The 24,850-nt window shown below is 70.3% G+C and carries 22 protein-coding genes and 4 pseudogenes; 15 read left to right on the top strand and 11 right to left on the bottom strand.

Annotated features, from left to right (window positions below):
* The first annotated feature begins 88 nt into the window (after positions 1-88).
* The gene (locus CG747_RS19990) at positions 89-991 is read left to right on the top strand and encodes a phosphotransferase family protein (protein WP_257980544.1); all 903 of its coding nucleotides are present in this window, start codon (positions 89-91) and stop codon (positions 989-991) included.
* Between the two features lie 116 nt (positions 992-1,107).
* Here CG747_RS19990 and CG747_RS19985 read toward each other — a convergent pair whose 3' ends face one another.
* The gene (locus tag CG747_RS19985) at positions 1,108-1,959 is read right to left on the bottom strand and encodes an IS5 family transposase (protein WP_100603118.1); all 852 of its coding nucleotides are present in this window, start codon (positions 1,957-1,959) and stop codon (positions 1,108-1,110) included.
* A gap of 215 nt (positions 1,960-2,174) precedes the next feature.
* A complete protein-coding gene (locus CG747_RS19980; protein ID WP_100603162.1) occupies positions 2,175-3,128 on the bottom strand; it encodes an NADP-dependent oxidoreductase in 954 nt (317 codons plus the stop codon).
* A 125-nt stretch (positions 3,129-3,253) separates the two neighbouring features.
* On the opposite strand from CG747_RS19980, the gene CG747_RS19975 reads away from it, so the two are divergent.
* Positions 3,254-3,835: a TetR/AcrR family transcriptional regulator gene (locus CG747_RS19975; RefSeq protein ID WP_100603117.1), complete on the top strand. Its 582-nt coding sequence runs from the start codon at positions 3,254-3,256 to the stop codon at positions 3,833-3,835.
* A gap of 165 nt (positions 3,836-4,000) precedes the next feature.
* On the opposite strand, the gene CG747_RS19970 is transcribed toward CG747_RS19975, so the two are convergent.
* Entirely contained in the window at positions 4,001-4,993 is a 993-nt protein-coding gene (locus CG747_RS19970; RefSeq protein ID WP_100603116.1) for a YafY family protein, read from the bottom strand.
* Positions 4,994-5,087: 94 nt separating this feature from the next.
* On the opposite strand from CG747_RS19970, the gene CG747_RS19965 reads away from it, so the two are divergent.
* The 3 genes and pseudogenes from CG747_RS19965 to CG747_RS19955 all read left to right on the top strand — a co-directional run bounded on the left by CG747_RS19965 (position 5,088) and on the right by CG747_RS19955 (position 8,255).
* The gene (locus tag CG747_RS19965) at positions 5,088-6,605 is read left to right on the top strand and encodes an MFS transporter (RefSeq protein ID WP_180985616.1); all 1,518 of its coding nucleotides are present in this window, start codon (positions 5,088-5,090) and stop codon (positions 6,603-6,605) included.
* Between the two features lie 66 nt (positions 6,606-6,671).
* A pseudogene (locus tag CG747_RS19960) lies at positions 6,672-7,525 on the top strand (IS5 family transposase).
* 61 nt (positions 7,526-7,586) lie between these two features.
* Positions 7,587-8,255: a hypothetical protein gene (locus CG747_RS19955; RefSeq protein ID WP_257980543.1), complete on the top strand. Its 669-nt coding sequence runs from the start codon at positions 7,587-7,589 to the stop codon at positions 8,253-8,255.
* Positions 8,256-8,481: 226 nt separating this feature from the next.
* On the opposite strand, the gene CG747_RS19950 is transcribed toward CG747_RS19955, so the two are convergent.
* The gene (locus CG747_RS19950; protein ID WP_100603113.1) at positions 8,482-9,453 is read right to left on the bottom strand and encodes an Lrp/AsnC family transcriptional regulator; all 972 of its coding nucleotides are present in this window, start codon (positions 9,451-9,453) and stop codon (positions 8,482-8,484) included.
* Between the two features lie 122 nt (positions 9,454-9,575).
* Here CG747_RS19950 and CG747_RS19945 point away from each other — a divergent pair, with 122 nt between their 5' ends.
* Positions 9,576-10,493 carry an NAD(P)H-binding protein gene (locus tag CG747_RS19945; RefSeq protein ID WP_100603112.1) on the top strand — a complete coding sequence of 306 codons (918 nt, stop codon included), beginning with the start codon at positions 9,576-9,578 and terminating at the stop codon, positions 10,491-10,493.
* Between the two features lie 193 nt (positions 10,494-10,686).
* Here CG747_RS19945 and CG747_RS19935 read toward each other — a convergent pair whose 3' ends face one another.
* Entirely contained in the window at positions 10,687-10,986 is a 300-nt protein-coding gene (locus CG747_RS19935) for a hypothetical protein (protein ID WP_100603110.1), read from the bottom strand.
* A 329-nt stretch (positions 10,987-11,315) separates the two neighbouring features.
* Between CG747_RS19935 and CG747_RS19930 the strand changes: the two are divergent.
* Positions 11,316-12,020: pseudogene (locus tag CG747_RS19930) on the top strand (lipid II:glycine glycyltransferase FemX); the annotation flags it as partial.
* Positions 12,017-12,316, top strand: a pseudogene (locus CG747_RS49590) (site-specific integrase); the annotation flags it as partial. The pseudogenes CG747_RS19930 and CG747_RS49590, both read left to right, overlap by 4 nt.
* Positions 12,317-12,399: 83 nt before the next feature.
* On the opposite strand, the gene CG747_RS19925 reads toward CG747_RS49590, so the two are convergent.
* Positions 12,400-13,389, bottom strand: coding sequence for an alpha/beta fold hydrolase (locus tag CG747_RS19925; protein WP_100603109.1), 990 nt, complete (start codon positions 13,387-13,389; stop codon positions 12,400-12,402).
* A 185-nt stretch (positions 13,390-13,574) separates the two neighbouring features.
* Here CG747_RS19925 and CG747_RS19920 point away from each other — a divergent pair, with 185 nt between their 5' ends.
* Positions 13,575-14,150 (top strand): helix-turn-helix domain-containing protein, encoded by a 576-nt coding sequence (locus tag CG747_RS19920; RefSeq protein WP_374701793.1) that lies wholly within the window; start codon positions 13,575-13,577, stop codon positions 14,148-14,150.
* Positions 14,151-14,199: 49 nt separating this feature from the next.
* On the opposite strand, the pseudogene CG747_RS19915 reads toward CG747_RS19920, so the two are convergent.
* Both CG747_RS19915 and CG747_RS19900 read right to left on the bottom strand, forming a co-directional pair.
* Positions 14,200-14,439, bottom strand: a pseudogene (locus CG747_RS19915) (Tn3 family transposase); the annotation flags it as partial.
* A gap of 506 nt (positions 14,440-14,945) precedes the next feature.
* Positions 14,946-15,401, bottom strand: a complete 456-nt coding sequence (locus CG747_RS19900; protein ID WP_257980542.1) for a nuclear transport factor 2 family protein — start codon at positions 15,399-15,401, stop codon at positions 14,946-14,948.
* A gap of 1,337 nt (positions 15,402-16,738) precedes the next feature.
* On the opposite strand from CG747_RS19900, the gene CG747_RS19895 reads away from it, so the two are divergent.
* Complete coding sequence (locus CG747_RS19895; RefSeq protein WP_100603105.1) at positions 16,739-17,161, top strand: RDD family protein; 423 nt, start codon at positions 16,739-16,741, stop codon at positions 17,159-17,161.
* An 867-nt stretch (positions 17,162-18,028) separates the two neighbouring features.
* Here the strand turns inward: CG747_RS19895 and CG747_RS19885 are convergent.
* The gene (locus CG747_RS19885; protein ID WP_100603104.1) at positions 18,029-18,754 is read right to left on the bottom strand and encodes a dienelactone hydrolase family protein; all 726 of its coding nucleotides are present in this window, start codon (positions 18,752-18,754) and stop codon (positions 18,029-18,031) included.
* Between the two features lie 358 nt (positions 18,755-19,112).
* On the opposite strand from CG747_RS19885, the gene CG747_RS19875 reads away from it, so the two are divergent.
* The 3 genes from CG747_RS19875 (at position 19,113) to CG747_RS19865 (ending at position 21,659) form a co-directional block, all read left to right on the top strand.
* Positions 19,113-19,532: a hypothetical protein gene (locus CG747_RS19875; RefSeq protein WP_257980541.1), complete on the top strand. Its 420-nt coding sequence runs from the start codon at positions 19,113-19,115 to the stop codon at positions 19,530-19,532.
* A 166-nt stretch (positions 19,533-19,698) separates the two neighbouring features.
* Positions 19,699-20,331: an AAA family ATPase gene (locus tag CG747_RS19870; protein ID WP_100603101.1), complete on the top strand. Its 633-nt coding sequence runs from the start codon at positions 19,699-19,701 to the stop codon at positions 20,329-20,331.
* 158 nt (positions 20,332-20,489) lie between these two features.
* Positions 20,490-21,659 (top strand): anhydro-N-acetylmuramic acid kinase, encoded by a 1,170-nt coding sequence (locus CG747_RS19865; protein WP_100603161.1) that lies wholly within the window; start codon positions 20,490-20,492, stop codon positions 21,657-21,659.
* Between the two features lie 146 nt (positions 21,660-21,805).
* Here CG747_RS19865 and CG747_RS19860 read toward each other — a convergent pair whose 3' ends face one another.
* Together CG747_RS19860 and CG747_RS19855 are read right to left on the bottom strand one after the other, a co-directional pair.
* Positions 21,806-22,492: a hypothetical protein gene (locus CG747_RS19860; protein WP_100603100.1), complete on the bottom strand. Its 687-nt coding sequence runs from the start codon at positions 22,490-22,492 to the stop codon at positions 21,806-21,808.
* 84 nt (positions 22,493-22,576) lie between these two features.
* A complete protein-coding gene (locus CG747_RS19855; protein ID WP_257980540.1) occupies positions 22,577-23,596 on the bottom strand; it encodes an AI-2E family transporter in 1,020 nt (339 codons plus the stop codon).
* 570 nt (positions 23,597-24,166) lie between these two features.
* Between CG747_RS19855 and CG747_RS47350 the strand changes: the two genes are divergently transcribed.
* Positions 24,167-24,322 carry a DUF6131 family protein gene (locus tag CG747_RS47350; RefSeq protein ID WP_146022111.1) on the top strand — a complete coding sequence of 52 codons (156 nt, stop codon included), beginning with the start codon at positions 24,167-24,169 and terminating at the stop codon, positions 24,320-24,322.
* 150 nt (positions 24,323-24,472) lie between these two features.
* Positions 24,473-24,823 carry an Ig domain-containing protein gene (locus CG747_RS19850; RefSeq protein ID WP_100603098.1) on the top strand — a complete coding sequence of 117 codons (351 nt, stop codon included), beginning with the start codon at positions 24,473-24,475 and terminating at the stop codon, positions 24,821-24,823.
* Positions 24,824-24,850 lie beyond the last annotated feature (27 nt).

Below are 24,850 nucleotides of genomic sequence, written 5' to 3'. Positions count from 1 at the left end.
TTTGGGCGTGCTGCCGTACGGATGACGAGGTCGCACGGTGATCAACCACGATGAGGCGGGGGCCGTCCGACCGTTGACACTGGCGTGGGTGAGCCGGCACCTGGAGGTCGGCGAACGGATCGTCAGAACCGAGGCGCTGCACGGCGGCATCACTGCCGAAATGCGGAGGCTGACCATCGGCACCAGGGACGGAGGCACCCGTGACCTGGTGCTGCGGACCTTCGTCGACGTGGAGCACGCCGAGGACTGGCTGAACAGGGAGGCCGACGCCCTGACCCTGCTCACCGGGACCGGCGTGCCGGCTCCTGGACTGGTCGCGGTTGATCCGACCGCCGCGCATTGCGCGTATCCGTCGCTCCTCATGACACATATGGCGGGCCGGACGGTCCTCGACGGTGAGGGACTGGAGACGCGCGTTCCTCTGCTGGCCCGCCAACTCGTGGCGATCCACGCGTTGCGACCCGCCGAGCGGCCCCGGGAGTATGTGGCCTGGACGACCGCCGACACCGTCGTGACTCCGAAGGGTGCCGACGCGGTGGCATGGGCCGCGGCGATCGATGTGATCCGCAAGCCCGCGCCGCCCTATGAAGGGCGGTTCCTGCACCGGGACTTCCAACCCGGCAATGTGCTGTTCGACGTGTCGCCCCAAAGGCCGGCAGGTGCCCGGATCACCGGCGTCGTCGACTGGGCCGCGACCTCCTGGGGCCCGGCGGATCTCGATGTCGCGCACTGCTCCACCAATCTCGCGCTACTGCACGGCCCGGCGTGGGGTCAGCGGTTCGCCGAGGCGTACGAGGGGGCCGGCGGGATGCTGGCCGCGACCGCGAGCGAGCGGCTGTACTGGCGGGTCCGGGACGGACTGGCGTGCTCAGAAGAGGTGCAGTTGGTGGCGCAGCCATGGCGGGAGGCAGGAAGGACAGAGCTGACGACGCGAGCCGTGGAGGAGCGGCTGGATGCCTATGTCACCTCCCTGATGGACACGCTGGGCTGAGCCAGTCCGGGGCGCGGGCCTGGCGCCGAGTGTGCGCAGCGGCGGAGATCACCAACTGCCGCTGACGCTGCACCGATCTCCCGAGACAGCACAACTAAGACCGACCGGCAAATGGATCACTTGAGGCGCCGTGTGGTGGAGCGGCCGCCCCACCGGTAGCGGGTGGTAGCGCGGCGGATCAGCATGCGGAGCGTGACGAGTGCGGCGGCCAGGTGGAGATAGAACTCGACGACCGCGCCGTTCCTCTCGGTACAGCGCCGCAACTTGCCGTAGCCGTTCATCCACGAGTGCGTTCGTTCCACGATCCACCGCTTGCCGGCCTGGATTGGGGCGGGTACGCCCTTGCGGGCGATCTCACCGGTGAAGCCCAACTCCTGAAGCAGAGTGCGGGACTTGTTGTTGTCGTAGCCCCGGTCGAGGTTGACGTTCACATCCTGAGGCAGGGGCCCGACCTGCCCGATGGCGGCCTCGAGGGTCGGCCCGAGAAGAGGCGAGTCGTGGCGGTTGGCCCCTGCGGCGACCAGGCCGAGCGGGACGCCGTGGGCCTCGGTGGCGATCGAGCGTTTCAGGCCCTGCTTCCCGCGGTCGACCGGGGACCGGCCCGCACGCTCGCCGCCGCACGGGGCCTTGGTGATGCAGCCGTCGACGGATATCTCAGACAGTTCCAGGCCGATCACGCGGTCGTACGCCTGGAGCGCGAGAGCGTGGACAGCCTCGGAAATGCCCTGCTCCACCCACTCTTTGAGTCTTCGACGGATGGTGCGGTCCGAGCATCCGTGGCCGGCGAGGCGCTCGTAGCCCGAACCGTGGACCAGTGCGAGCACCACGTGTTCGAACACGGTTCGGTCGGGGACTCTGCGGCGGTGGCAGCCGAGTGGGTGGCCCGCAGCGAACTCCGGTCGTGTGGGCAGGAGTGCGGCGAATTGGTCCCAGAGGGGTTCGAGCAGGCAGGATGGCAGCGCGGGCACGGCTGTCCTTCGGGGTCACAGAACGTAGAGAACTCCATGATCGCGTAGGGCCGTGCCCATTGCTGCCCGCCTCGGCCCTTCAGTGCCCATCGCCGGTCGGTCTTATTCCGGGGGCGTCGTATTCTCGGGCGGCGACCCGCCCATTGGGTCGGCCTGCGGTCGGGCTCGCCCTGAGTGCGATGAATGTCTCGAGCCCGGGTGGTCTCTCCGGTTACTTAATCGGCGCCGACGGCGGGCAGGAGCAGGAGCTTCCCGCGGGCGCGCCCGGTCAGGCTGATCTCAAGGGCCTTGCGCCAGTCCGCGAGGGGGAAGGTTCCGGCGACCGGCACGGTGAACCTGCCTTCGGCGGCCAGCTGTGCGAACTCGGGGAAGACGCCGAAGAGTTCGCCGTCGGTCCGTTTCGCGGGGTCTTCGTGAAAGGTGTCGCGCACCCCGATCTCCGGCGCCGCGGCCAGGTCGGAGCAGGTCAGCACACGCTTGGGATCGCCGCCGACGATCTCGACGAGTTCGGGCAGGGCGCCGTTGGGCGGCGCGGTGTCGAAGACGAGGTCGACCTGGCCGACGCCGAGGGCCTTGACCCGCTCGGCCAGGCCTTCACCGTAGCCGACCACCGTGGCTCCGAGGTCGCGCAACTGCTCGGCGTAGGTCTCCCCGGCGGTCGCGATCACCCGCGCCCCGCGGACGAGAGCGATCTGCACGGCCGCGTAGCCGATGGTGGTTCCGGCACCGTTGACCAGGATCGTGCGGTCCGCGGCCAGGCCGAGTCGCGCGAGGTGCCAGGATGCGGTGCTCAGCGCCATCGGGAGCGCGGCGGCCCGGGTGAGGTCCAGGCCCTCGGGCACGGCGAACCAGTGGTCCAGCACGGCGCGGTCCGCCGCGCCGGCGCTCGGCTGGCCGGCGAAGTCGGCGGTGCCGAACACGCGGTCGCCGACGACCACGTCCGTGACGCCCGCGCCGACGGCCTCGACCGTGCCCGAGACGTCGCAGCCGATGCCGCGCGGCAGGCTCCCGGGGAAGAGCCCGCGGCACAGCGCCCAGTCGGCCGGGGCCAGTCCGCACGCGTGCACGGCGACGCGGATGCGGCCGGGTCCCGGTTCGGGCACGGGGGCGGTCTCCAGGCGCAGGACGTCGACGGGCTCGCCGTTCTCGTGGAAGCGCACCGTGCGCATGGTGCCCGGCGCGGAAGCGGGTTCGGCCATGAGGTCTCCTCCAGGGTTAATCGGAACGCGTTCCGTTTATCTCAGGCCTAGACTACCCCCAGGACCGACTCAAATGGAACGTGATCCGCTTAGACATGGCCACCGAACCATCCCCGGCAGCCCACCAGCAGTTGCGCGCCGACGCCGCGCGCAACCGCGAGACCGTGCTCGCGGCGGCCACCCGCGCCTTCGCCACCTCCGACACCGAGCCATCGATGCGCGCGATCGCTCGACAGGCGGGCGTCGGCGTCGCCACCCTCTTCCGCCACTTCCCGACCCGGGAGGCGCTCGTCGACGCCGTCTATCAGGACCAGGTCGTCCGACTGACGGCCGGGGCAAGCGAGTTGCTCGCCAGCCACCCGCCCGCGCAGGCGCTGCGCCTGTGGATGGACCTGTTCGCGGAATGGCAGGCCACCAAGCACGGCATGACCGACACCCTGCTCGCCATGATCGATTCCGGCGAAATCTCCCTCGCTCACACTCGACAGGAGCTCCTGTCGGCCATCACCACGATCCTCGACGCCGGCGCCACCGCTGGGGACATCCGCGCCGATGCTCGCGCCGACGACGTCTCCGCAAGCATCCTCGGTATGCTCGCCGTCGCCGCCAAGTCCGGAGAACCTGCCCAGGCCCGACGCCTGCTCGACCTGCTCATGGACGGCCTCAGACCGCGCTGAGGTGGTGCCAGGCGCCCCACCGGTAGTGGGTGGTGGCTCGATCGGAAGGAGAGTTCCAGGCCGATCATGCGGTCGGTTCTCCCCAGCAGCCCGAGACGCTGACTCCGCGCCACAGCAGGGGGGCGGCCTGCCCGCTCCCGGCGACGGGGCCGGGGCTGGCCTTTCTCACTCCTGCGTCGGGCCGTCACCCTCGTACCGGGCGAGCATCTCGGCGAGTGTGGCCCGCATCCTCTCCCGCAGCTCAGGCGGCCCCACCACCTCGGCGCCCACGCCCAGCAGCAGCAGCTTCGGGAGAGCCTGTTCATAGGACTCGATGGGGACGACCACCCGCGTCCAGCCGTCTGCGTCGGGCGCCGCCGCCGACTCTTCGGCGGCCCGGGCCGCCGAAGAGTCGAGTACCTGCCCGATGCTCGCGAGAGCCTCGGGCGACAGGCGGAGCACCGCCTGGTCACGGTATCGGCGCGCGTCGAAGGACGCCAGGTACTCGCGCCAGTGCGCCGCCAGATCGAATCCGGCAGGCCACGTGAACGTCCCTGTCAGGGGCTCCAGTTCAGTGATCCGGGATACCCGGTAGGTCCGCACGCCGTGCGCTGACCCGGCCACCAGGTACCAGCGGCCGGCCTTGAGGACCACTCCGTAGGAGTCCACGGTCCTGATCACTTCGTGCGGGGTGGCCCAGCGTTCGTACCGGATCCGCACCTGCTGCTGGTTCCACACCGCGCTTGCCACCGCGGACAGCCAGGGCGTCTCCTCGGAGTCCTGGTACCAGGCGGGGATGTCGATGTGGATCCGCTGCCGGGACTGTTCGGCGCGTTCGCGCATCTCGGGTGGCAGGGCGGCGGTCAGCTTCAGTTGCGTCTCGGCCGCCACGGCCCCGAGCCCGAGGTCGGCTGCAGCCCCGGGCAGGCCGGTCAGGAACAGGGCCCTGGCCTCGTCGGCGGTGAGCCCGGTCAGCCGTGTCCGGTATCCGTCGAGCAGGTGGTATCCGCCGTCCGGGCCGGCCTCGCCGTACAGCGGGATGCCGGAGGCGACGAGCGACTCCATGTCCCGGTAGACGGTGCGGACCGACACCTCGAGGGTCTCTGCCACTTCCCGCGCGGTCATCCGGCCGCGTGTCTGGAGGAGTAACAGGATGCTCACCAACCGACTAGCCCGCATGGAGGAAAAGTATCCGGGTCACTGACAGTAGATGTCAGTGACCCGGATCTAGCCTCGGACCCGTTCATTCGACCCGAGGATGGAAGACCCTGACATGACCAGTCCGCAGACTGCCGGCCGCGCAGTCGAGCCCACGTCCTGGGCGCCCTTAGCCGTCGTCCTGATCGGCGGCTTCATCGCCTTTCTGGACTTCTTCATCGCCAACGTCGCCATCCCTTCGATCCAGAGCGACCTGGACGCCAGCGCACCTGAGACACAGCTCGTCATGGTGGGTTACGGCGCGGCCCTGTGCGTAGGACTCATCACCGGCGGTCGGATGGGTGACCTCTTCGGCCCTCGCCGGATGTTCGTGATCGGCCTTGCGTTCTTCACCGCCGCATCGGCGGCCTGTGGCTTTGCGCCCAGCATCTGGTTCCTGATCGTCGCCCGTGTCGTCCAGGGCCTCTCCTCGGCGATGCTGACCCCGCAGGTGCTCGCCGTCGTGAGCCACGTCTACACCGGTGAGGCGCGAGGCCGTGCCTTCAGCGCATACGGATTGATGCTGGGTCTGTCCGGGCTGTGCGGGCAGCTCATCGGCGGCATGCTGATCGCCCTCGATGTCGCCGGGCTCGACTGGCGAACCGTCTTCCTGATCAACATCCCGATCGGCCTGGTGATCCTGGCCCTGACGCGGCGGATCGTCCCCCACATCCGCACCGGGGCCGGCGCCAAGCTGGACCTGCCGGGTGCCGCCCTGGCCATCGTGAGCCTCGCCGCGGTGGTGCTGCCGCTGTTGGAGGGCTGGGAACAGGGCTGGCCACTGTGGGCGTGGCTGTCGCTGATCGCGGCCGTGCCGTTGTTCGTCCTGTTCCTTACGCACCAGCGGCGACTGGCCGCGCGCAACGCGGCGCCGCTGATCGACCCAGGGCTGTTCCGCGAGCGGGGATTCACCGTCGGCGTCACCGCGTACTTCGTGTACTTCATGTCGATGGGTTCCTTCTTCCTGCTCTTCGCGATCTACATGCAGGAAGGCAGGGGCTGGGATCCGCTCCCCTCGGGGCTGCTCTTCACCACGATGAGCGCCGGCTTCTTCGGCTCGTCCTTCCTCGCGGGGAAGTTCGCCGCACGCATCGGCAACCAGGTCATCGCCCTGGGCGCCGGACTGGTCGCCGTCGGCTACGGGATGGTCGGACTGATCGTCGCGCGAATCGGCACGGACGGCACGGCCGGCTGGGGCGCGCCCGGACTGCTGGTCGCAGGCTTCGGCATGGGCCTGGTGGCCGCGCCGCTGCCTGCCGCGGCCCTGGCCGGCATCGACCCGAAGCACGCTTCCTCGGCCTCCGGCGTGCTGTCCACGGCGATGGAGGGCGGCGCGGCGCTCGGCGTATCGCTCGTCGGCGTCGTCTTCTTCGGCACGCTCAGCGACTCGCCTGCACTGGACGACTACCCCAAGGCGTTCTATCTCAGCATCGCGGTCATCGTGGCGTTCCCGGTCATCGTCACCCTGCTTGTCCAGGCGCTACCCAAGCCGGCCTCGTCCGTCGCGGGCGAGCGCCAGGGGCAGGGGAAGGAAGCCAGCGCGGTGGAGCAGCCGGTGCGTAAGACCGACCGACAATACGCATCCGAACGCTGAGCGGGTGGCGGAACGGGCACGGATCTACGTGATCATGGAGTTCTCTACGCTCTGTGAAGGACAGTCGTGCCCGCACTGCCATCATGCCTGCTCGCCCCCCCCTCTGGGGGCAGTTCGCCGCGCTCCTGCCCGCCCGGGGAGAGTTCGCCACCAACCACCCGCTTGGCTGCCACCGCCGCCGGGTGCCCGACCGGACCGTCTTCGAACACGTGGTGCTCGCCCTGATCCACGGCTCAGGCTACGAGCGGATCTCCACCCCTGGATGCTCCGACCGAACCATCCGCCGACGCCTCAAAGAATGGGCCGAGCAAGGGATTTCCAAAGCCGTGCACGCCCTCGCCCTTCAGGCATACGACCGCATGATCGGCCTGGAACTCTCCGATATATCGGTGGATGGCTGTATCACCAAGTCCCCGTGCGGCGGCGAGCACGCAGGACGGTCCCCGGTGGACCGCGGGAAGCAGGGACTGAAACGCTCGATCGCCACCGACACCCACGGCGTCCCGCTCGGCCTGGTCGCAACCGGGGCCAACCGCCACGACTCCCCCCTGCTCCAACCGACCCTGCAGGCAGCCATGGGGCAGGTCGGCCTCATGCCAGACGGCGTGAACGTCAACCTCGACCGGGGCTACGACAACAACAAGTCCCGCATTCTCCTCCAGGAGTTGGGCTTCACCGGCGAGATCGCCTGCAAGGGCGTACCTGCCCCGATCCAGGCTGGCAAGCGGTGGACCGTAGAGCGGACGCACTCGTGGATGAACGGCTACGGCAAGCTGCGGCGCTGTACTGAGAAGAACGGCGCGGTCGTGGAGTTCTACCTCCACCTGGCAGCCGCACTCGTCACGCTTCGAATACTGATCCGCCGAGCCACCACCCACTACCGATGGGACAGCCGTCCCACCACGCGCCGCCTCAAGTGATCCATTTGCCGGTCGGTCTAAATCGATGAACTCGTGATCGATCCCCCGTTACTCTGCCCGGGTGAACGGTACGGATGAGGTGCGGGGTCTTCCCGACTGGCGGGTGCTCGTCGTCGGGGGCGCGTCGGGGATGGGGAAGACCGGTGTCGGCCGGGCATTGGCACGACGGTACGACGTCCCCGTCGTGGAGGTCGACGACATCGTGGAGGCCCTCCTCGCGGTGACACTGCCCGAGCACCTGCCGGAGGTCCACTTCTGGCGCACTCACCCGGAGGCCGCCCGCCAGGCACCCGAGTCGGTGGTCGAGCGGCAGATTGCGATCGCCGAGGCGCTGGCGCCGGCGATCGAGGCGGTAATAACCAACCATGTGGGCACCGACACCCCGGTGATCCTGGAAGGGGACTACGTCCTGCCTGGACCGGCGACGCCCCGAGGCCCGGTCCGTGCCGTCTTTCTTCACGAGGACGACGAGGCGCAGGTGGCGGCCAACTACCTGCACCGGGAGCCGGAGGCCGGACCGCAACGCCATCGCGCACGTGTCAGCGTGCTGTACGGCCGGTGGCTGGCCGCGCAGGCACGGGCGGCCGGCGTGCCGGTCGTCGCTCCGCGTCCGTGGGAAGACCTGGTCAGCCGTGTCGCCGAGGCGGTGGAGGGTGCGGGGCACGGCCGTCTCTCGTCATGCCCCATGAGTACGGTGCGACCTCGAAGCGGCAGTCAGCAGCCCTGCTGAGCAGCGGAGCATGCTCCGCGGTCGGCTGGTTCTCCGAAGCACGGCGCAGCGAGGACCGTGGTGATGCCGATGACGAGGGACATGGAGAACCGGGAACCGGGCGTCGCCCAGGGCTGCCGCGGTCAGTTGCAAGGCCGCGAGGACGACACCGCTGCCCCACATAAGCGCCCACGGGTCGGCGGCAGGGCTGGAGAACGCCCGTTGCCAGGATGGGGAGTTGCTTTGATCAGCGTGTCGGGAAAGGCCCTGCCGCGCCTTTGAGGGTGCGGATGACGGGGGCGGTCTCGATGGAACGGATCGCATCGAGTGCGGCTACGCGTTCGGTGAGGTAGCGGCACAAGTCTTCGGTATCACGGCAGTTGACAGCGGCGACGAGGTTGCTGGGGCCTGTGGTCATGGCGGCGAAGGAGACCTCGGGGTGTTCGGCCATGGCCAGGGCCACGTCGGCGAGCCGGGAGGGCTGCACGGACATCCAGAGCCGCGCTTCGGTAGGGAAGCCGAGAGTGGCTGGGGCGACGTCGACGATGAAGGTGAGGACTCCGCTCCGGCGCAGTGTGCCCAGGCGGCGTTTGACCGTGGAGTCCGCGTTGCACGCGACGGTGGCGAGTTCGGCGTAACTGGCCCGTCCGTCGCGGGCGAGGACGTGCAGCAAGGCCCGGTCCTGCTCGTCGAGGGCGACTGTCCCGGCGTCCGGGGACGAGGGCGCGGGGCGGAGTGTGCGGGCCTGTTCCTCGGTGAGCCAAGTGGCCCCCGCCCAGGTGGTGGGTAGTGCGGTGGTGCGCAGGAGGAGATGTGCGGAGACCGCGGTGACGCGGCTGGTACGCGGGAGCTTGTCGAGCAGCAGGGCGTTGCGGTCGGCGGCGGTCGGTGTCTGGACGTTGCAGGAGATCTCCGTGCCTCCGGAGAGCAAGTGCACATAGGCGGTGTCGGGCCGGGCGGCCAGTGCGCTCGCGATGGAACCGGCCGCGTCCGGGGTGCACTGCACCCGGAGCGTCCAGGAGGTGTAGCCGAGCCGCACGCCGTTGACCACTCCGACGACCCGCAGCAGGCCGGTCGACCGAAGTCGCCGGTAACGGCGGGCGACGGTGTTCTCCGAGACGCCCAACACCTCGGCGACCGCGCGGAACGACACGCGCCCGTCGATCTGCAGGGCGTGGATCAGGCCACGGTCAGTCGCATCCAGTGTGACGGTATCCATCGATTCAGATTACTGGGTGACGGATTCCTGCATCCATGAGCCGTTTGCCGGCACCGGTTCCACGTACCGGTGATCGTGACGGCTGAAGGCACGCCGGCACAGCACGGGCAAGGAGAACTTCGATGACTGGCAAGAACACGATCCTCGTCACCGGGGCCACGGGGAACGTGGGCCGACAGGTGGTGTCCCAACTCACCGCCACCGCCTGCAAGGTGCGGGCCCTGACCCGCAACCCCGCCGCCGCCGGACTCCCCGATGACGTCGAGGTGCGGCAGGGGGACCTGGCCGACACCACCGCACTGGAGGCGGCTCTGGAAGGCGTGGACGCCGTGTTCCTGATGTGGCCCTTCCACGACGCCGAACCGGCTGCCACCGTCGTGGACGCCATCGAGCGGCACACCCCCCGGGTCGTCTTCCTGTCGTCCGGCGCCGTTCAGGACGGACTCGCCCCGGAGCAGCAGCCCCACCCCGTAGGCCGGTCCCATGGGCACGTCGAACACCTCATCCGGCAGTCCGGGCTCGCCTGGTCCCACCTGCGCCCCAGTACCTTCGCCGCCAACACCTTGTGGTGGGCCGATCAAATCCAGACCGGTGACGTGGTGCAGGGCGCCTACGGAGCGGTACCCATGGCGCTCCTCCACGAGGCCGACATCGCCGCGGTGGCCGTGCGGGCCCTCACCCGAGACGGCCACGATCACGCCGTCCACCACCTGACCGGCCCCGAGGTCCTCACCCAGGTCGAGCAAGTGCGCACCATCGGCGAGATGTTGGGCCGCCCTCTCCGGTGGCAGGAGTTGTCCCGCGAGCAAGCACGCCGGCGGCTCCTGGCCGACGACAGCTTTCCCGACCCGTTCGTGGATCCCCTCCTCGACGGCTATGCCGACATGCTCGCCGCCCCTCCCCCGAGCATCACCTCCACAGTCGAAACGGTCACCGGCACACCCGCCCGCACCTACCGCCAATGGGTGTCCGACCACGCGGCCGACTTCGAACGACACCGCGCCGACCGTGGCACGAACCCGGCCGTCACGCAGGGGTGAGGGGCGGAGCAGGTCTGGCGAGCTCGGCGAGTACCAGTGGGTTTTTTCAGAGAGCCTCAATAGCCGACGCTCTGGTCGCCGTCGCCGTCGCCGTCGCCGTCGCCGTCGCCATCGCCGGACCGGATGACGACGGCTTCGACGCCACGGCCCGAGCACTCGCGCCTGCGCAGACCACCGGCGGCGCGGAGGACGCCTAGGACGAGGGCGCCGAACGATCAGCGCGGCGGTCGTCGAGTGTGCGGCGGAGCAGTGCCGCCGTGGCGCCGGCGGCCGCGCGTTCGGCGTCGTCCTCGCTGACGCGGGCCCGTTCTTCCAGCAGTACCGCGGCGGCCTGCAGCAGGCCGGCTTGGACCGGCACGGTCTCCAGCGCGGCCAGCGCGGCCGCGGCCTGTTCCGTGGCGGGCGTAGCACTGGATCCGGTATGCGGAATGAGGGTGCTGACGCCGCGTCCGAGTGCACGGTCGCGGGGCGGCAGGGACGGGACAGTGGTCACCCGCCTATCATCCCACCGCCTTTCGGTGCCCACGGCCGGTCCGCAGCGTGGGTTGCTCCTGGCCGTGGGCGTGAACTTCTCTCCCCTGAAGGGGAAGGGCTTCCCTTGCGAGCATCAGCACATAGTGCCGCCTCAGTCGCCTCAGTACCGTTGGGCAATGCTCTGCATGTTGATGACGTATCGGCTTCGCGATACGCGCGATGTGCGTGGTTTGTGATCTTGCTCGGCAACCTGCGCCTGTTTCGTGAACGACGGCGTGTGCGCACGAAGGACCTGCGCCGTGCTGTGCGTCTCAGGAGGCTGGCGCGTAGAACAAAGGAGCACTGCGCATGAGCTTTCGCCTGAAGGTGATCACCCGTGAGGATCATCTGGCCTTCGTTCGGGCCCGGCCCTCGGTGAGTCATATGCAGGTCCCCTCGTGGGGAGATGTGAAGCCGGACTGGCGAGCGGAGAGCTTGGGCTGGTTCGACGAGGCCGGCCGCCTCGTCGGGGCGGGACTGGTGCTGCTGCGGCCGTTGCCGAAACTGAAGCGGTACCTCGCTTACCTGCCCGAGGGACCGGTCATCGACTGGGCTGCGCCGAACCTGGAGCGATGGCTTGATCCAATGCTCGCGTACTTGAAGCAGCACGGGGCGTTCTCGGTGAAGATGGGGCCGCCCGTGGTGACCCGCCGCTGGAGTGCCGAGGCGGTCAAGGCTGCCATCGCCGAGCCGCAGGCCAGGCAGTTGCGCGACGTGGAGGCAACTGTGCACGAGCCGCGGGCCTTCGACGTCGCCGACCAGCTGCGGCGGATGGGCTGGCAGCAGGCCGAGTCGGCAGGCGAGGACAGTTTCGCTGCGGGCCAGCCTCGATACGTCTTCCAAGTACCCTTCGCCGAACGGACGTTGGAGGAAATCCATCGGGGCCTCAACCAGCAGTGGCGCCGCAACATCAAGAAGGCGGAGAAGGCCGGCGTCAAGGTCGTGCAGGGCGACTATGCGGACCTGCCCCCAGTCGCTGATACCGCGGCGAGACCGCGCCAGGTGCGCTCCCCCCGGACGTCTGCACCGACACGGGCCTGGCTCTCCTGTCCTACGGCCAGGCCCGCGCGCTGCTCGGCCAGCACACCGCGTCGGCCAAGCCGGGCACCGGCTGGGACCTGCACAAGGGGCGGCACTCTCCTCTGACCCACATCGCGGACCAGGGCGCCGTCCCTGTTAATGCTGATGCTGACCCTGATGGCCAAGTCGAGGCACAAGAAGGCGGAGAACGCCCGACGCTACGTCAGCCGTCGGCGGCGGCCATCGCCGAGGTGACCGGCCTGTTCGCGCCGCGGGACGCTCGGCACTGAGCGGGCGTGAGGTTCGACCGCTGCCCGCGGGCGTGCCGGCCGAGGTTCTCCTGCGGCGGAGTCCGGCCGGCACGCCCGGCGATTCAGCCCTGGAGGGAGGCGAGCCAGGCGGTCAGCAGGCGGTTGACCTCCTCGGGACGCTCCTGCTGGATCCAGTGCCCGCAGCCGTCCAGGATGTGGGTGGAGGCCAGGCCGGGGAGGGTGACCGGGTAGGCGTCGATCGCGTCGGCCAGCCAGGTCGTGGAGGCGTCCAGGGCGCCGCCGATGAACAGGGACGGCTGCTTGATCGGGGCGCCGCCGTACTGGGCGAGGTCCTCCCAGTCGCGGTCCATGTTGCGGTAGCGGTTGAGGGCTCCGGTCATGCCGGTGCGCTCGAACTCTCCCGCGTACACGTCGAGGTCGTCCTCGGTCAGCCAGGCAGGCGGCTTCCCGTCGGGAAAGCGGTCGCGCAGCCGGCCGCCGGTGCGGGCCACGAAGTGCGGGTCGGGCTCGCCCTGGGCGGGCATGGTGTCGGCGGACAGGGCCGCGTAGAAGCCCGCGAGCCAGCCCCGGATGTCGGGCTCCATCTCCGCTTCGGCCCGGCCGGGCTGCTGGAAGTAGGAGACGTAGAACTCCTGGTCGCCGCCCATCTGGGCGAAGACGTCGGTGGGGCGGGGGCCGCCGGGAGGCGTGTAGGGCACGCTCAGCAGTCCGACGGCGCGGAAGACCTCGGGGTGGAGCAGAGCGGAGGCCGCCGCGATGCTGGAGCCCCAGTCGTGCCCGACGACCACCGCCGTCTCCTCGCCCAGGGCGCGCACCAGGGCGACGTTGTCCTCCACCAGGTCGAGCATCCGGTAGGCGTCCGTCGCGGCCGGCTTGGAGGAGCGGCCGTAGCCGCGCACGTCGAGCGCCACGGCCCGGTACCCCGCCGCCGCGAGAGCCGGAAGCTGGCGGCGCCAGGAGTACCAGGACTCGGGGAAGCCGTGGACGAGCAGGACCAGCGGTCCGGTGCCCTGCTCGACCAGGTGCAGGCGCCCGGCGGGTGCCTCGATGGTGCGGTGGCGCAGGTCGGCGGGCGGCGCGGACTGGTGCATCGCTTCTCCTCGGTTCACGGGCGGTCGCGGTTACCCACCGATCATGCGGCGCGGCGGCCGCCCGACGCGAACACCCTTGCCAACCTGGCAAACTGGCAGGACAGGGCGGTGAAAGCGGCATGGCCGGAGGGAGCGGGGCGACGGTGACGGTGACGGACGACGGCATATCCGACACGCTGGCGGCCATGGGCCCCCGGCTGCGGACTGCGCGCGAGCAGCGCGGCGCCACACTCACCGGCGTCAGCCGCGCGACCGGCATCTCACCGAGCACGCTGTCGCGGATCGAGACCGGCCGGCGCAAGCCGACCCTGGAGGTGCTGCTGCAGCTCGCGAAGGCGTACGGCATCTCCCTGGACGAGCTGGCCGGCACCGCACCACCCGTCGACGCGGCCCGACCGCGCACCCCGATGCCGCAGCGTTCCGGCGACGGCAAGGCGGTGCTGCCGCTGACCCGGTACGTGGGAGGCCTGCACGCCCACAAGCACGTCCTGCCCGCCGTGGACGCGCCGCCGGCGCGGCCGCGGCAGGTCTCCCACGACGGGTACGAATGGCTGTGCGTCCTGTACGGGCGGCTGTGGCTGGCGCTCGGCGAGCAGGACCTCGTCCTGAGCGCCGGGGAGGTGGCCGAGTTCGACACCCGCACCGCCCACGGAGTCGCGAACGCCGGACCCGGCGGACCGGTCGAATACCTGATCATGTTCGGGCCGCAGGGAGAGCGCCTTCGACCGCGCACGCCAGACCTCGGCCGCGGGGCCCGGTAGTGCGTAGCACAGCGTCCGGGACGACTCCCCCGCGACGGTGCCTGCGGCTTCACGCCTCGGCGGCGTCCGCATCCTGCAGCGGGCGCAGGCCACCGGGCATCTCTGGCAGCAGGCAGGAGTACCGGCCGAGCATGTTGAAGTGGTGCCGCACGAACGGGGAGAGGCGGGCCATGCCCTCATCACGGACGTCGAAGCCGTCCGTGCGCAGCCGGTTCGCCGTGGCGTCCGTGTACCGCGTCGTGAACAGCACGAGGGCGGTGAGGACCAGTCCGAGCGCATCGAGCTGGTTTATCCGAACTAGCCAAGCTCGGCGGCAGGTCCGCCTGCGAGCCGACGTTCACCACGGAAAGTAGTCGTGAAGAAGTTGGGTGCGCGTTCCGTCGGGCGTGTCGTGCACGTCGTCCGCGCGGGCTTCGCGGTTGACTGCCGGCCGAGATGACGAAGCCTTCTTCACGGCAGACCACAGGTCCGCGTGACTGAGCTGGCTTGGGGTCCTCCTGATCGTCCTGCACTACGTAGGGAGGTCCCCAGGGCTCGGGATAGATCGCGGCGTATCCGAGCGTGATGTCGACGGTCTGGTGGCCGCAGAGGCGGGCGGCGATATGTGCGGACGTCGGCGGCGTCGATACCGTTTCTGTGGGCTGCCGCGTCGCCCACCACCGTCGAGCCGCAGCTGTGTCCGAGCACAGTCATGCATGTTGGTTGTCACAAAGGCAGGCCGATGGTCACAAGCGGCCGCGACGGGCGCATGGACGAAGCGCGGAACCGGAAAGCAGACCGTGCTTCGGCGAGGGTCTATCGTCGTGCGGCAGCCTGCTGCAGGTGGCGGCTCACATCGCCGACGAGGCGGATGTCGACGTGTCGCTCGGTGAAACGCCACTGCCCGCCGCGGCGCTCGAAGCGGTCGCGGTACCGGCCGGCGGCGACGGTCTGCAGCGGCAGGTCGGGCAGCGCCTGCAGCACGGTGACGTAGGAACGTGCGACCGCCGTGCCGGTCTGTTCCTCGACCTCGATGGCGATGTTGGAGGTGACATGCTGGGTTCGCGGCGTGCCGTCGGCATAGACGATCAGAGTGTCCTGGAACATCTTCTCGATCGCTTCCCTGCCGCTCACCGGCGTGCCGCTGCCGACGAAGGTGGCGTCCGCGAGCAGGAGGCCGAGCCCTGCGAAATCGCCGTCGTCCACGAGCTCTGCGTAACGTGCGAGCAGGTTCTCGACAGCTCGGTAGCTCGATACCAGGTCGGCGGGCATAGCAGAGGATGACGACACTGTCTGGCTCCAAGTACGAGGGGCGATCACCGGCGTGTACTGCCCATGATGGCAACGAGGCCGCGAGCGCGCCGGTTGCGATGAGCATCCTGCCGTGTCGATGGCATCCAGCGCGCCTCACCGGACGTGAATGGCGAGATCGCCCCATCAAACTGGTGACTTCTACCGTGCTTCGGCACCTCTGAATTCATGGCTTGTCGACGAGGGCGAGAAAGGCGTGGGCGAGCATGGCCGGGATGCCCCAGCGGGGCCAGACAGCTTCTGCCAGGCCCGCCTGGGTACCTTCACGGCCGAGCATCCGCGCGGGATTTCCCGGCACCGGTGGCGACTTCGGCCGAGCAGGCAGCGGCGAGGACGTAGCGGACCTGGTGCTGTTCCAGCGCGGCAGGTCCGTGAGAAGACCGAGCGCCAATCGCCCCCCGGCGACGCGGTTCGACCCGGGCGAAGCGGCCGGCGATCCGGGACACCAGGTAGGCGGAGTTTCCTGTCGAGCTACGTTACCGACCGTTAATCCCGTCGTTGCTCAACACATGACGAAGCCTCGCACCGTACTCACAGCCATCGCCCTTGCTGTGTCCGCTACAGCATTCATCGCGCCGGCAGCCACCGCTGCCCCCACAACGAAAATCGGTGTAACCGACGACGCGGACCAGCAGATTTGCCCTGCCGGGGCCTCAGCGGGCTGCGCTGTGGTGGGAACCTTCGGCAAGGCGCTACACGCCGTCGGGAAGCTCTACTCGGGTTCGACCTATTCGGATGCAGACGACTCGGCCTGAGCGGCTGGAGGCACTAAAGTGCGCGGCGAGCGTGCGGCCATAGCCCTCGGAGGTGTCTGCTGTGGCGCATCTGTGTCTGGGCAGTGGCCGGGGCCCGGATCGCGCGCACCGCGTCCGTGCCGAGTTCACGGTGGCCACGATCCGGTTGCTGATCGGTCGTGGCTGCGTGGAGCAGAGCAAGCTCAACGGTCCGTGATGGGGCCGGTGGTGCGGGGGGGAGCCGTTTCCCGGTGCCTCGGGTCGGTCGGGGGACGTCGGACAACCGCTGGTCGGCATGGCCCTGTTCGTGCATCCCAGGTTGTCGCGGTGCCGCGGTATCGGTTTGGATCACCTTCTGTGAGTACCTTTCAGTCGCCACCGCCTCCCAACCAGCCCGGCCCCGGGTTCGGTCCCGTTCAACCGCACTACGGTCAACCGCAGGGCGTACCGTCCCAGCCGTATCCGCCGCAGTCCCCAGTGCCGCCTTACGGGGCGCCGCAGCCCATGCATCCGCACATGGGTAGGCCGCAGGGCCCGCCCCCGCAGGCACTCGCGGTCCCCGGCATGCGCCTGCTCGCCCGCTTCATCGACTTCCTGATCGTCGGCGTGCTGATCGCGGGCGCCTGGGTGCCGGCGAACATCTGGATGTACAGCACGTTCAAGCCCGGAGACGGCCGCGGGGTGCCTGTAGTTCTCGGTCTCTTCGCCTGGACGCTGCTCGTGGGCCTCTTCTTCGAACCGCTGACGATGGCGATGGGCGGCACCATCGGCAAGGCCATCTGCGGCCTGCGCGTCGTCCAGGTCGAAACCGGTAACAAGCTCGGCTTCGGTCATGCCCTGGGTCGCTGGCTGGCGTATCTGGGGATCGGCATGGTGCCGGTTCTGGGCCTGATCAGCGTGTTGTCGTGTATTTGGAATGAGCCGTTCCGGCAGTGCATGCACGACAGGGCCGCCAACACCGCGGTTGTCAAACGCCGCTGGCAGTGACACACCGGCCCCGGCGCGGCACGGTACGGACCGGACCGAGGCGCGCCGGCCCATGGACGCCCTATGCTCGTCCCAGCGGGTCCGGAGTCTCGACCCCTCGCCGTCCCAGGTGTCCGGGTTCTCGCTCGGATGCTGTTCGACGGTTCCCTGGCCGCCTCGGTACCGCAAGTACAGGTACTGGCCTCTGGTGGTCCAGGCATCCCACTGTGAGGGAGAGCTCGCGCAGGTCTGCACCACTCGCGCGAGGGTCACGTCCTCGTGCAGATGGGCCTCGACAGCACCCAGATGCTGATCGTGGGCGATCACAAGGTCATCGACCAGACCGAGCAGGCGAACACCCCCGGTGGGGAACTGAAGCGTGAGGCCGGCTGTGAAGTCGACGCGGCCGTCGGCGTATTCGATCTCCCGGACCGATCGGATCGGCTGCCCGACGAACCGGGTCAACGGAAGGTCCGGCGCGTCGTCGACCACCGAGACGCTGCCGTGCTGCTCCATCGCGTAGGGCCCGTGTGGCTGTTCGCGCCGCAGCGACAAGCCGGTCCCAGGCGTGTGGAACAGAACCGGGCCCAGCCCTTCCAGGTGAAGCCACAGGTGCAACAGCGACGGCTCGTCGTCGGCGTAGTGGTGCCAAGCCGTGGTCACCTGCAGCAGTCGCCTCCCGATCAGATCGGCGGGAAAGAGGCCCTCATCGTCGATCACCCGCCGATGCTCGCATGGCCCTTGCCTTCAGGGCACCGGGATTCTCGCGCGTCGGGCCAGTGGCCGCGCACCGCGCGACGTAGCGCCCCGGTGCTGCTCGCATCGGCTGACAGCCGGTGGCGGTCGGTCGGCCTGGTTCGCGGGGCGGAATCGCGGTTGCCGACCAGGTCACTCCGTCACGGGCAGGCACTCGGCGAGCAGGTCGACGATGTCGTGCCAGGCCCGCTGTGCGTGCCGTGGGTGGTAGCCGACGCCGGGGCGCACGGGGTGGTCGACGGTCGGGTGATGGAAGGCGTGCAGGGCGCCGCCGTAGACCACGAGGCGCCAGTCGACGCCCGCGGCCTGCATCTCCGCGGTGAACGCGTCCCGTTGCGCGGGCGGCATGATCGGGTCTTCCGACCCGACTCCCGCCCACACCGGGCAGCGGATGCGCGCCGCCTCGCCCGGTCGGCCCGTGGTCAGTGCGTTGACCGTCCCGATCGCGCGCAGGTCGACGCCGTCGCGCCCGAGTTCCAGCCCGATGGCGCCCCCGGTGCCGTAGCCGACGGCGGCGATCCGGTCGGGGTCGGTCCGCGGTTCGGCGCGCAACACGTCGAGCGCCGCGTGGCCGACGTCCCGCATCCGCTCGGGGTCGGCGAGCAGCGGCAGGCAACGGGCCAGCATCTCCTCCGGGTCTCTCAAATAGCGCCCGCCGTGGAGGTCGAAGGCCAGCGCCACGTATCCGAGCTCGGCGAGCGCATCGGCCCGGCGGCGCTCGACGTCGCCGAGCCCCAGGCCCTCTGGTCCGAGCAGCACCGCTGGCCGGCGGTCGGCACCGGACGGGAGCGCGAGGTGCCCGATCATCGTCAGACCGTCGGCCGGGTACTCGACCGTGCGCGTTGCGATCGTCGTCATGAGACGGGACTGTAGTGATCGTCGAAGCCGGTCGGGCCGGTGTTCTGCCGCTGGCAGAACAGTGTGGTGCTCCTGGTGGACTTCCAGTGAATGTCCGGGGGCTTTTTGGGTGCTCACGGATATCCAGACTCAACCAGTCGGCCGTCCAGCACGTCTTACGGGCAGCCGCCATCCGCCATCCGCCGTCCGCCATCCGCAACGCACAGCCCGCATACCCATACCCATACCCATACCCACCGCATCCGCATCCGCATCCGCATCCGCATCCGCATCCGCATCCGCATCCGCATGACAGAGAGCCCGGCAGTCCATGTCTCCGCAAGCCCGTAGCCGTTCCCTTGGCACTGTCTGTCTCGCGTTGAGCGGGCTCGTCCTGGCCTGCCTCGTGGTCGGTTCGGGGCTGTGGGTCAAGGACCACACCGTCTGGTTCAAGCGCTTGCGGGGCGGCAACGCCTGGGCGCTGACCTACCAGGGCGATGCCGTCGGCGGCCCGGGCCGGGCCACCGCTGTCCGGTACCGGTTCAACCCGGACAGCTTCCGACCGGCCCACCACATCGCACGGCTCGGTCGCACCCCGCTCCCGTGGAGCAGCCAGGTGCTGGTCAACACGGGGGAGTTGGCCCGCGTGGAGGTGGAGCCGGCCGGGGAGACGGTCGCGACGTGCCGGATCCTGCTCGACGGCGTCCGTGTCGTCGCCGAGGGCAGGTCTCCCGCCCCCGGCCGCCCCGCCGTCTGCCAGGTCACCACCAGCAGCACACCCGAGAAGTGGCCGCACTGATCAGCGCCGGACGGTCGGGAAGCGCTGAGCGGTCGGAAATCCCCGAACGGTCGGGGATCGCCGGACGGTCGGGAATCGCCGGACGGTCGGCAAACCTTGAACGGTCGGGAATCGCTGAAGCGTCGTGGTGCCCCCGCTCGCCCTCCCCCGCCCGTAAAGTCGCGCCATGCTTCTGTGGATCAACGGCCCCTTCGGCGGTGGAAAGACGCAGACCGCGCACGAGCTCCAACGGCGCCTCCCCGGCAGTGTCCTCTGCGACCCGGAACACGTCGGTTTCGGTCTGCACCGCATGACACCGCCGCACCTCCGCGGCGACTTCCAGGACCACCAGGCGTGGCGCCAGGGCGTGTACGAGGTTCTGGACCTCGTCCTCACCCGGCACCCCGGCCCGGTGATCGCCCCGATGACGATCACCGAGCCGGCCTACTTCGAGGAAACGGTCGGTCGGTTGCGCGAACGCGGCCACGACGTGCGGCACTTCGCGCTGCTCGCCGGGCGGGAAACCGTGCTGCGGCGGCTGCGGGAGCGCGCCTTCGGCCGTGCCGTGCAGGTCGTCGCCGGTCAGGGCGCCGCCCTGCGGCGGGAGAGCTTCGCCGTGTCGAAGGTCGACCTGTGCCTGGCACGGCTAAGCGAGCCGCAGTTCGCCGAGCAGGTCTGGACCGACGATTTGACGATGCATCAGGTCGCCGACCACATCGCCGCCTCGGCCGGTCTGGCGCTCGCCCCGAACACCGACGGCCCGCTCCGAGCCCGACTCCGCCGCGCCTGGACCGGCGTCCGGCACATCCGCTTCGACTGACGAGCCGGCCACCGCCGTGACCGGACCGGGCGACCCTGTCACACTCAACCACCCAGCACCGCAGGAGAGTTCTCCGCCCTCTCCGGTGTCGGCAGCCTCAGGAAGGAACCATGTCTCCCTCCCACCCCGGCCGCGCAACGGACGTACCGGACGGCACCCTGCGCGTGATCGGCCTGATGTCGGGTACCTCCTACGACGCCATCGAGGCCGCCGCCGCGGACCTCACCCTCGACGGCGACACGCTGCGCCTGCACCCGCTCGGGCACCTCTCCGTCCCCTACCCGGACGCGCTGAGCACTCTCATCGCCACCGCGCTGCCCCCGGCCGCCACGACCGCGCAGGCCATCTGCGCCCTGGACACGGGCATCGGACAGTCCTTCGCCGGCGCCGCCGAACGCGCCCTGCACGAACTGTGCGGCGACACCGCCGACCTCGTGGTCTCACACGGCCAGACCCTCTACCACTGGGTCGACGACGGCACCGTGCACGGCACGCTCCAACTCGGCCAGCCCGCCTGGATCGCCCAGAGAACCGGACTCCCCGTCGTCTCCGACCTGCGCGCCAAGGACGTCGCCGCCGGCGGGCAGGGCGCCCCGCTGGTCAGCCTGACCGACACCCTGCTGCTGCGTGCACTGCCCGGCACACCGGCGGCGCTCAACCTCGGAGGCATCGCCAACATCACCGTCGTCGCCCCCGGCACCGAGCCGCTGGCCTTCGACGCCGGCCCCGCCAACGCCCTCTTGGACGCCGCCGTCCGTCACTTCACCGGCGGCGCGGCTCCCTACGACAAGGACGGGCGCCGGGCCGCAGCCGGCCGAACCCACCCCGGCCTGCTCCGCCGTCTCCTGTCCGACCCGTACTACGGCAGGCCGGCCCCCAAGAGCACCGGCAAGGAACACTTCCATCTGCCCTACCTGCAGCAAGCGTGGGAAGCGACACCGGGACTCGGCGCCGATGACGTGCTGGCCACCCTGACCCGCCTGACCGCCGTCGTCGTCGCCGACGCCTGCCGCGCGCACCGTGTCACCGAACTCGTCGTCTCCGGCGGAGGCACCCGCAACCCGACGCTCATGCGGATGCTCGCCGGGGAACTCCCCGACGTACCGCTGCGTCCGAGCGACGACCTCGGCCTGCCCTCCGAGGCCAAGGAGGCCCTGGCCTTCACCATCCTGGGGTTCCTCACCTTCCACGGACTGCCCGGCACCCTTCCGTCGAGCACAGGCGCCCGTCACGCCACGCTCCTGGGGAGCATCACACCGGGCCACCGGCCGCTCCGGCTGCCCGAACCAGCGCCCCGTCCGCCGAGCATGCTGCGCATCACCGTGTGACCAGGAGGCTCTGGTCCCCCTGCAACACTGCCTGGCCGCCCGTCCGTCCGCGTGTCCGCCCGTCCGCCTGGACAGGCGCCTGTCCCCGCTGTCCCAGCCGCCGCCGACCACCCCACGGCAGCCCTACGACACCGCCTGGCAAGGCGCTACCGGCGGTCGCCGGGCCCGTACTCATCCGCCAGCCGGACAACCTGTTCGGCCAGCGGTGCCAGCTCCGGTTCCCGGCGCGCCGCGGCCCGCGCCAGTCGCGCGACCTCGGCGGCCCCTCCCCGCCGGAGTCCGCCCGGCCCGTCCCTCTCCCCTGCCTCCGGCGCCTCGTGCGGTTCGCCGATGCGGGCGAAGCCGCGGTCGAGCAGGCCGCGGGCTTCCTCCGGACGGTGCCGGGCCAGTGCCTTGACCGCCCCGACGGCGTTGGCCAGGGCGCTGGCCGGTCGCGACCATTCGTCGTCGCGGGCGCGGGCCCGCGGGTTGTCCCGGTCGTAGTCCGGGTGGTCCGCGACGGACTCCGTACGCACGGAAAGGTCGAGCCGCCAGAACAGCGGCAGCCGGGCGAAGCGGACGAACAGCAGCCGGCGCCGGTCGGAGTGGCGGAAGTCGGGATCGCAACGCACTTCCGCCACCGGCTGCACCCGGCCCAGTACGCCCTCCGCCCGCGCCAGGCACACCGCGAACGCGCGGTCCGGTACGACCCATTCGATGTCGATGTCGCTGTAGTCGTCGGCGGTGCCCGCCGCCAGGGATCCCAGCAGCAGCGTCCGCGAGCCGGGGCAGTCACGCTCCAGGGCGGCTCGCACCGCCTCCGCGAGTGCCTGGCGATCCGAGGCAGGGTCCATGGCGGAAGCGTAGGGCAGCCGCGGCGACCCGCGCCCGGGTCGTCGACCGCCGGGCCGGTCGGACCCCGATGCCACCGCACGGTCCTAACTGCGCAGCGCGCCGTACACCGACCAGGCCACCGACACCAGCGGCACCGCGACGACCGCCCCGAGCACCCCGGCCGTGACGCCTCCGCAGACCACCGCCAGGGCCACCACCAGCGGGTGCACGCTCACCGCGCGGCTCATCACCAGGGGGTGCAGTACGTGGCCTTCAAGCTGACCGATGACCACGATGAGCAGGACGACCAGCAGGGCCACCAACGGCCCCTTGGCCGCCAGGGCCACCACGGCGGCCACCGCCAGGGCGACCGGCGAGCCGATGAGCGGGACGAAGGCCGCGAAGAACTCCAGGACGGCCAGCGGTAGGACCAGCGGGACGCCCAGGAGGAACAGGGCAAAGCCCACGAGGACGGCGTTGGTCGCGGCGATGAGGACGATGCCGCGGGTGTAGCCCGTGAAGGTCGTCCACGCCGCGGCGCCCACCGTACGCACCGAACCGCGCCCGCGTTCCGGCAGCTGGCCGCCGAACCACAGCCACATCCGGCCGCCGGAGTGCAGGAAGAAGATCGCGCAGAACATGGCCAGCACCGCCACGGTCAGGACCTCCGCCAGGCGGCCCACGCCGCTGAGCGCGGTGTTGATCAGGTTGGCGCGGTTGCTGGACACGAAGTGCGAGACCCATGTCTGGAGGTGGGCGAGGGAACCGTGCTGGAGATGGAACGGCGGGCCTTCGAGCCACCGCTCGATCCGCGTCACACCGCCGGTGAACACCTTTCGCAGACCGGGCCACTCATCGGCCACGTTGGCGCCGATCAGGCTGAGTACGCCCAGCAGGAGCACGATCCCGAGCAGCAGTCCGAGGGTGACGGCCGCGGAGCGCGGCAGCCACCGGTCCAGCAGATCGGTCAGGGGTCCCAGGAGCGCGGTGAGCACCAGGCCCAGGAACACCGCCAGGGTGACGAGGTGGAACCGCCCCAGCGCCATGAACACCACGTAGACGGCGGCGCCCACGACGAGCAGCCGCCACCCGTAGGCGGCGGCCACCCGCAGTGGCCTGGGCACGACGACGACCTCGCGCAGCCGTGCGCCCGGGATCCCGCCGGCCGGCCGCCTGGTGGGCCACCGTCTCCGGCGCGGGACGACCCGTCGCGCGGCGGTCGCGGCATCCCGCGGCCGGCGACTCGGGTGGGTTCGGCGGGCTCCGTTCGACACGTTGAGCCGCCACCTCCTCCCGCCCACGGGCCTCCGAATGGGCCCTCCTGCCATGGGCCCTGAAGGGACCGGTATCACCGCTGGGCGGTCACCGAACGCGACCGGCCGGTATTCCCTCGAAGGCACCCGGTCGGCGTCGCCGGCTGCCGGGCGCGGTGCTGCCCCGGCCGGGAGTGGTGGGGAATCCCGCCGGGCCCCGTCCGCTGCTGGTCCGTACCGTCGGACACCGCCGCGGCCGAAACCTTTCAGGCTACTGCGAGGAGCCTGCGGCGTCCCGGGCCGATCGTCCGGTCCCGGCGCGCCGACACCGGGCGTGACCTGGGCTGTTACGCCCGTCCGGCCCTGCTGGGAGAGGAGTTGCCGTTACTCCGGCTGAGGCACACAGTAAAAGGGAACACTCGAACGAGATCGGAGCACATCGTGGTCGTTCTCGGCATCATCTTGCTCATCATCGGCTTTCTGACCGGCCTGTCCTTCCTGTGGACCATCGGCATCATCCTCCTCGTCATCGGCGCGGTCCTGTGGCTGCTCGGCACGGTGGGGCACGCTGTCGGCGGACGGCGACACTACTGGTAGCCGCCGGTGGGAACGGGCGCCGGCATGGGCCCGGGAAGCCGCTCGTTCTTCCGCGGGGGCCGCCCTTCCGCGAGGGCCGCCCGAGCCCCCGCCGCACCTCGCCGGCACGCGGCCGCGGGACGGTCCAGAGCCAGTCAGGAGAGAGACGGTATGAGTGCGGAAGCGGACCACGGCGGGACGACGTACACCATCCAGCCGGCCGGCGGAACCGGGCAGCACGCAGGTCACCACCAGACCTTCCCCCACCGGCTGAAGGCCCGGGTGGTGGACAGTCACGACCAGAAGCCGGTAACGGAGTTGCCGGTGACCTTCGCCTGGGACTCGCTGAGTCAGCAGGCCCTCTTCGAGGGCGACCAGGCCACCGTCACCGTGCTCACCGACCCGCAGGGTTACGCGGAGACCCCTCGGCTGGAGGCCGGCGACGCGGCGGGCACCGCGGCCTTCACCGTCACCGCCGCGGGCGCGCCCCCGGTCCACGTCGAGATCACGGTCGATCGCTGAGCGGCCCGCCGCCGGACGCGCCGCCAA

The organism is Streptomyces sp. CB02959, assembly GCF_002803155.1.
In the GTDB taxonomy this organism is placed as follows: domain Bacteria; phylum Actinomycetota; class Actinomycetes; order Streptomycetales; family Streptomycetaceae; genus Streptomyces.
Note: the sequence above shows the minus strand (reverse complement) of the source record. Positions and strands in the feature narration are given on the sequence as shown.